This is a genomic window from Gordonia aichiensis NBRC 108223 (assembly GCF_000332975.1).
Classification (GTDB): Bacteria; Actinomycetota; Actinomycetes; order Mycobacteriales; family Mycobacteriaceae; genus Gordonia; species Gordonia aichiensis.
In genome coordinates this window covers 314,798-322,979 of sequence record NZ_BANR01000003.1, presented here as the reverse complement: position 1 = coordinate 322,979, position 8,182 = coordinate 314,798, and the positions used below count along the sequence as shown (strand labels likewise).

Annotated in this window: 1 protein-coding gene; it reads right to left on the bottom strand. The window is 62.1% G+C overall.

Features of this window, described 5'->3' with window-relative positions; translation table 11 throughout:
- Window positions 1-122: 122 nt before the first annotated feature.
- Entirely contained in the window at window positions 123-8,117 is a 7,995-nt protein-coding gene (locus GOACH_RS03005) for a non-ribosomal peptide synthetase (RefSeq protein WP_005170335.1), read from the bottom strand.
- Window positions 8,118-8,182: the final 65 nt, after the last annotated feature.

Genomic DNA, 8,182 nt, shown 5'->3' with positions numbered 1-8,182 from the left:
GCCACTGCGCGTGACAAACGCGCCGGCGGTTGGCGCCAAAGTCGCAGCGATCTCAACCAGAGTTGCCGTGGAGGGTGGCCCGCCCCACCCGCGTGAAATGTCCGTTGCCGAATCCACGGTCGTCACGGGCGGTGTGCCTCCTCAGTGGTTACCAACTGTATTGCGTTGTCGCGCAGCGCCTTCAATACTTCATCGAGAGCATCTGGACCACCGGCAGCCAAGGGCGCAACACCGGTCATCAATGCCATTGTCAGCGCGGAGTCGTCGCCCGAGTCGGGCATCAGACTAGCCATTGCGGTCATTGACGTCTTGATGTCGGCGAAGGTCAGCGAGACCCCACCGAAGTCGACCGCAATGGCCGCGGGCGATTCAGCCGCTGCGAGACGAACAAGGTCAGCGAGTGGCACGTCGCCGACGCTCACGTTCTCGACCGACGATTGCTGGAACTCATCCTCGAGACGGATGTCTATGTCACCAACAACACCGTTCGAGTCCGCGACGACGGCGTCGAGCACTCGCTCGAAACGCGCAGCCATTCTTGCGACCGTCGACTCATCAAAAAGATCTCGCGCATAAGTGAACTGACCAGCGATCGAGCTTGTGGAGGCACCACTGGGCGTCAGCGTCAGCTGGAGATCGACCTTGGCAGAGATATCAGGTTCGCTGAGCGGGGTCGCGCGTACCCCTGGTAGCTCGACGACGGGGAACTCGAAGTTCTGGAATGCGAACATCACCTGGAATAGCGGGTTGTAGGATACGGGCGGCTGTCGCAAGACCCGGGCCACAATGACGTCGAATGCGACGTCGGTGTGCGAGAAGTCCGAGAGGTCTTCGTGACGCACGCGCGAAAGCAAGTCGATGAACCGCTCGCCCGGGCGAACCGAGGTCCTCAGCGGCAACGTGTTCACGAACATGCCGACGACTTGTTCGAGTGCCTGTTCCCCACGTCCTGCGTACGGCGTCCCCACCACAACGTCGTCGACCCCGCTGATACGGCTGAGGAAGACGACGTACGCGGCATGCATCACCATGAAGAGCGTCGTGTTGTTAACTCTCGCAATCGACTCGAGCGCTGACACAGTGTCGGGAGCGATCTCGAATTCGACCGCGCCACCGGCGAAGCTCGGTGACTTCGGCCGGCCCCTGTCCGCCGGCAGCTCAAGCAGATCAGGAACACCGGACAAACGCTTACTCCAGTACGAAAGTTGACGTTCCTCCTCCGTGACACCGTCACTTGTATGCTCAAGCTTTTCCGCCTGCCACAGAGCGAAATCGGCGTACTGAATCGACAGCGGACGCCACCGCGGAGCATACCCACCCGATCGTGCGGCATAAGCCTCCATCAGGTCTCGTGCAAGCGGGGCCATCGATGCACCATCAGCGCTGATGTGATGCACGACGAAGCACAACACATGCTCGGTGTTGCTGACGCGTAGCAGCCTGAGTCGGGTCGGAGGTTGCTCGGTGATGTCGAACCCCGCGGCATTCACCTCCGCGACCGCCGATGCGGTGTCGCCCGAGACCTCGGCGACTCGCAGGTCGACTGCGTCAGCGGCGTCATCGGCAGGAGTGATCACCTGAACCGGACGACCGTTGACCATGGGATAGGTCGTCCGAAGCGACTCGTGGCGCCGGATTACATCTTGCACGGAAGCAGTCAGTGCAGCGATGTCGAGGTCACCCTCGAGCCGCAGCGCCATCGAGACGTTGTACGCAGCGGAGTCAGGGTCAGCACGGTTGAGCAACCACATGCCGCGCTGCACCATCGACACCGGCACCATTTCCGCACGATTGTGCGGCATCAACCGCGGAACGGTAGACCCACCAAACGAATTCGCTACATGGGTGGCCAGTTCCGAGGTCGAAGAAGCCTCAAAGAGCTCACGAACGCTGACCTGCCGGTCTAGCACGGTCGACAACCGCGCGGCGAGCTTTGCCGCCGCCAAGGAGTTTCCGCCGAGTTCGAAGAAGCCATCGTGCACACTTACCCGGTCGATTCCAAGGGTCTCTGAGAACAGCCCGGCGATTACGCCCTCAAGCTGGCTCCGCGGAGCTACGAAGTCGGCGGAGATCGTGAAATCGACTGCGGGAAGCGACTTTCGATCAATCTTGCCGACCGGCGTCAACGGCCACTCGTCAAGGATCACAACGGTCTGAGGAACCATGTACGCAGGAAGCTGCTCGCGCGCGAACGCGAGCAGGCCTTCCGGTTGTGGCTCGACACCTTCACTGGCCGTCACGTAGGTAACGAGCACAGCCTCGCCCGCGGGCCCGGTGACGCCGACACTCAGCGCCGCATCAACGTCGGGATGCGCGGCCAACGCTGCGTCGACTTCCCCTGGTTCGATCCGCAGCCCGCGGATCTTCAACTGGAAATCACTGCGTCCGTGATAGACGAGCTCGCCCGTGGTACGCCGGGTGACCCGGTCGCCGGTGCGGTACATGGTTCCATGTCCGAATGGGTCGGCAACGAAACGGGTGGCGGTGAGCCCCGGCCTACCTCGGTAGCCGAGTGCAACCTGATCGCCCGCCAAATACAACTCTCCGGCTACTCCGTCGGGCGTAGGACGCAGAGCCGAATCCAGAACGCGAGCAGTGACACCGGGCAGCGCCGCACCGATTGTGACTTCGGAGTCCGCGCGTAGCGGTCCAGCGAGCGTGGCCCACACGGTGCATTCCGTTGGACCGTAGAGATTGAACACTCGACGCTGCGACCAGCGACGGAGAAGGTCAGCGCTCAGTGCCTCGCCGCCGCTGAGGATCGTCGACAGCGACCCCGCTCGGTGTGGATCAAGCGTTGCAAGCACGGAGGGAGTCAGGAGCGCGTGCGTCACCCCATGCCGTTCGATGAAGTCACTGAGCTGCTCGCCCGCGTACGTGTCCGCAGACGCGACGACCAACTGCGCACCTGCGGAAAAGGCAAGGAGTAGTTCCAGAATCGATGCATCGAAGCTCGGCGACGATACGTGCAGGACCCGGGAGTAGCGGTCGACGCCGAAGCTCTCGACCAGATTGCGGGCAAACCCTGCCAGCCCGCGATGACTGACGGCGGTCGCCTTGGGGGTGCCCGTCGAGCCAGAGGTGAAGATCAGGTACGCGACGTCCGAGAGCGCAATCGGCATAGTGCGCTCGGCGTCGACGATGGGTCCTGCACCGTGTCCCGCGATCTGGATCTCGATTTCGGGTTCGTTCATGTCTATCCACGACACCGTCGGCTCGTCGCCCTCGACGCCAAGCACGGACTCGCCCTCGCCCGATGACGTCAGCCGGATGCCGACTCGCGCACCAGAATCGGCAAGCATCGCAGCACGCCGCGCGGCAGGCTGGGCCGGATCGAGAAGAACGAATCCCGCACCGCTCTTGATCACCGCGAGCGTCGCCATAACCGAATCGGGTGAGCGAGCAATGCTGATGGCGACTATGTCGCCCGGGCCGACACCGCGCGCGATCAATTCACGTCCGAACTGATTGGCGCGTGCGATCAGATCCGCGTAGCGGATGCGGTACTCACCGTCAATGGCCAGAGCGGTTGGTAACCCCCGCGCGGTCCCTGCGTCGATGAGCGCGGCAAAGGTCTGAGGCTCGACCGGGGACGGCTGCGGCGCGGAGTCGCGCTTCTCCGGACCGACGATGTCGAGTGAACCTACTGACCTGGTCGGATCTGCCAGCATTCCATCGATCACTTCGAGGAGGAAACCGGTCAATCGTTGGACAGACTCTTTGTCGAAAATGTCTGTCGCATAAGAGAACTCCGCATCGATGTGTTCAGCCCCACCGCGTGTCGACTGCACGAATGAGACGCTCAGATCACTTTTCGCAGCGGGCACGCGTACCGGCCGCACCTCCACAGGGTCATCGTCGGCCGACATAGCCGGAAGTCCACGTTGCCACGTCACGCCCACCTGGTAAATCGGTGTGTGTGAGAGGGATCGATGAGGAGCTAGCTCGTCGATCACAACGTCAAACGGTGTCTCGGCGTGCGCGATCGCAGAAGCGAATTCGTTACGTACCTCGTCGATCAGTGCACCAACCGAAAGCCCGGGTTGGGGTCGAACCCTCACTAGAACGGTATTCACGAACATACCGACCACGTCGTCGAGAACCTTGTCAGCACGACCCGCAACCGCCACTCCGATTGGCACGTCGTCGACCCCGGCCAGCCTGGAGAGCACGATACTGAGAGCTGCGTGCACGACCATGAACGGTGTGACACCACGAGAGTCGGCTAGTTCGAGTACGCGTCGAGTCCGCCTCTCCCCCAACGACACGTCGACGAAATCACCCACACCGGACGCTATCCGAGGGCGAGGACGATCAGTTGGAAGGTCCAGCAACTCGGGCAGATCCGCGAGGTAGTTGCGCCAGAATCTGAGCTCCTGGGCCACGAGGGATGTCTCATCACCCCGGTCGCCCAGTCTTTCACGCTGCCACAATGCGTAGTCGGCGTACTGCAGCGGCAAAGGCGCCCAGGCGGGTTCGGTGCCCGCTCGCCGTGCCGCGTAGGCGGTGGTGACATCTCGTATCAGAGGCATCAATGACGCACCGTCGCCCGCCACGTGGTGCAAAACAACCAGAACCGTCGCGTTACCGTCCGACACGAAGATGCGGACACGCAACGGCGTCTCGTTCGTGAGGTCAAATCCCCTACTGGCCTCTTGCAATACCCGAGCATCCAGGTCATCGCGCGATACGTACTCGGTGCCGCGCACCACATCCGTCGGGAGGTCCTCAATAGAACGGATCACCTGGATCGGCTCACCATCTACCGCGGTGAACACCGTTCTCAGCGACTCGTGGCGGGCAACCACATCCATGACAGCGCTACGCATGGCGTCGACATCGACATCGACAAGTGCGACGGTGCCGGCCATGTTGTAGGTGCCCGCGGACGGATCGAGCCTGTTGATGAACCACAGTCGTGTCTGCGCGGACGACAGCGGAAGCACATCGGGACGCGGCATCGGGCGGGGCCCCGAATCCGACTCATCGATGTCCGACAGTTGTCTTGCCATTTGACCGATGTCGTCGGAGCCGAAGATGTCGAGCACACGCAACTCTCGCCCGAGTTCGCTCCGCACCCGCGCCGTGAGTCGAGCAGCGGACAGCGAGTCGGCACCGAGACGGAAGAGGTTGTCGCGCATCCCCACCCCCGATACACCCAACAATTCTTCGACGATCCGCGCCAAACCGATCTCGTCGTCGGTACGCGGGGGGACGTAGTGCCCTTCGGGCTGACTTGCGGGGGGCGCAAGTGCTGTGCGGTCGAGCTTTCCATTGGCGCCGACAGGGAATTCGTCCACGAAGACGATGGCCGAGGGCACCATGTGCGATGGCAGACGTCGACGGCACCAACCAAGCAGAGTGTCTGCGGTGACATCGTCATCGGTGGTCGTATCGCTGGTGTCGCGGGATCTACGGATGTAGCCGACCACGGCCGTCCTCCCGCCATCGGATCGCGCGATCACCACCGCCTTGTCGACGCCTGGCAATTCCGCCATGACGCTTTCGATTTCACCCAGCTCGACGCGTTGTCCGCGGATCTTTACCTGGAAGTCCGCGCGCCCGATGTACAAAATCTCCCCGGCGCTCGACCACCTGACAAGGTCACCGGTGCGGTACATACGTGTTCCGCCGTCGTACGGATTGGCGACGAACCGATCCGCGGTGAGACCTGGCTGAGCTGTGTATCCGATGGCCAACTGGTCGCCTGAGAGATACAACTCGCCCGTCACGTTGACCGGAACCGGGCGCAGCAGCGAATCGAGCACATAGGCGGAGACATTCGGTACCGGTCGCCCGATAGGCACATCCGCGACGTGGGGTTCAACACGGTACTCGGTCACGTCGACGGCCGCCTCGGTCGGCCCATAGAGATTGACGAGATCGACAGCACTTCGGGACTGCACCGTCGAGGCGAGTTCTGCCGTGAGAGCCTCACCGGAAGTGAAGACCCGTCGCACGCTCGGGGGAAAGACCGCCGGAACGCACTTTGATTCGAGGACCTCGGTGAAGACGTCCAGCATCGACGGCACAAAGTGCGCAACAGTGATGGAACGTTGATTCATCAGCGAATGCAGGTAATCAGGGTCGCGGTGGCCACCAGGTCGGGCGATGACCATCCGTGCGCCGGTCCGTAACGGCCACAATAGTTCCCACACGGAAACGTCGAACGTGATCGGAGTTTTGTACAGCACGCGGTCGTCGGCGCCGAGCGGGTAGTGCTGCTGCATCCACTCGAGGCGGTTGATAACGGCTCGGTGGCCGACCTCCACTCCCTTCGGAGCTCCGGTCGACCCGGAAGTAAAGATGACGTAGGCTGCCGGCCCCGACGTTGAACGCAGTTCAGACTCTGCGTTCTGCCCGAACTGCGCTCCGCCGATACGGAGGTAGGCATCGTCGACAACCAATGCTGCACCGACTGTGTCGGTGATCTGTGTCCGACGTGCGGCGGGAGCCTGGGGGTCGACAGGCACGTAGGCGGCCCCGAGCGTCAACACGGCATAGACGGCACACACCTGATCCACGCCTCGCTCCAGGCTGACAACCACGGTGTCGCCGACGCCGACACCATCGGTCCGCAGCCGTCGAGCGAGGTCTGATCGCATCTGCGAGAACTCGCGATAAGTCCACGTCGCGTCATCGAACTCGATTGCGGCCGCGTCAGGTGTCGCACGGCATTGGGCGTCGAACGCTGCCAGTACGGACCCATCGGCCTCGAAGGCCACCGATTCGCCCGCGCCGAGGGCGAGCAGGTCCGCACGCTCTTCAGGGAGCAGTAACTCGACGTGCGTGATCCGGGAGTCGAGATTGGAGAGCAACGCGCGGGTGAACGCGATGAATCGCCTGACATGACGATCGAGTTCGTCTTCGGTGTACAGGTTGGGGTTGCCGTGCAGATCGACGGTCAGAGGCGCTCCAGGGCTGGCCTGGTAGAGATTGCAGCGCAAGTCCTCGAGAATTCCCGAGGACAGGATGTGGTAGCCGACGGTCGCCCCTGTCACCGTGATCGGCTTGTCGAAGAACATCATGTTCACGATCGGACCGAAGGAGGCGTAGACGGTGTCGGCGAGGCCGGCCTCGAGGCGGATATCTTCGAATCGGAATCGCTGATGGCGCAGGGCACCCGTCAACTCGAGATGCATCTGCGAGATCAGCTCACCCATCGTGGCGTCGGAGACTGCTGCGGCCCGAACCGGAAGCATGTTGGAGAGCATGCCGCCACCGTTGCGAACCTTCGCGGTTGCTCGGCCGGTCACGGGCAGGCTGAGAACAACCTCGTCTGTGCCAGTCATACGCGCCATGAAGGCCGAGAACGCAGCAGTAAGGACGACGGCGACCGACGAATTGAGACCGGACGCGACCGATTCGACGAGACGTTGCGTTTCAGCGTCGATGTCATAACCAGCGACCACGTTGTGCGCTGATAGAGGCGCCGTCGCCGACTGCGTCGACAACGTGACTCGTTCAGGGAGGTCGCGAACCTTCTCCGCCCAGTACTCGCGATCCCGTTCGCGGCGGGTACTCAACGCATATGACTGGTCGTACTCGACGATCTCCGCGAGACCTGCGCGCGCAGGATTTGCCTCGTCGGTGCCGTCGACTTGCGCGTTGTACCGATTCAGCGCCGTCATCAGACTCGTCAACGCCGAGTATCCATCGAGAACGATGTGGTGGCCATCCATGTACAAAAACGTTCGGTCGTCGGCGATGCGCAACAGGCACGTTGTCGCCAATGGACCGACGGTCAGGTCAATCGACCGCGCGTACCTAGCCCGCATCCACTCGATCGCACGTGCCTCGGGGTTTGACTGCCCACGGAAATCCAACTCGTCGACAACGAAGTTGACCATCCGATCAACTGCTTGAATCGGCACTCCGTCGACTTCGGAAATGCTGGTAAAAGGGGATTCGAATTCCCAAGCGACGTCACGAACACACTGTTTGAGCAGTTGAAGGTCGATTGTCCGACCATTGTCACGGATATCAATGTAGTGCGCGATCGTGATGGAGTAATCCGCGGCGAGGTTCTCAGCGAACCACATTCCGCGCTGCGCAGCCGTCAGCGGCAAGAACCCACTCGGGGTCGCCTCACCACCGGTCAACGCCCCATCATTCATCCCGACAATCCTCACTGACGTCTTGTGGCTGGCTGTGCACGAAACTCAATCACTCCAGACTAGGA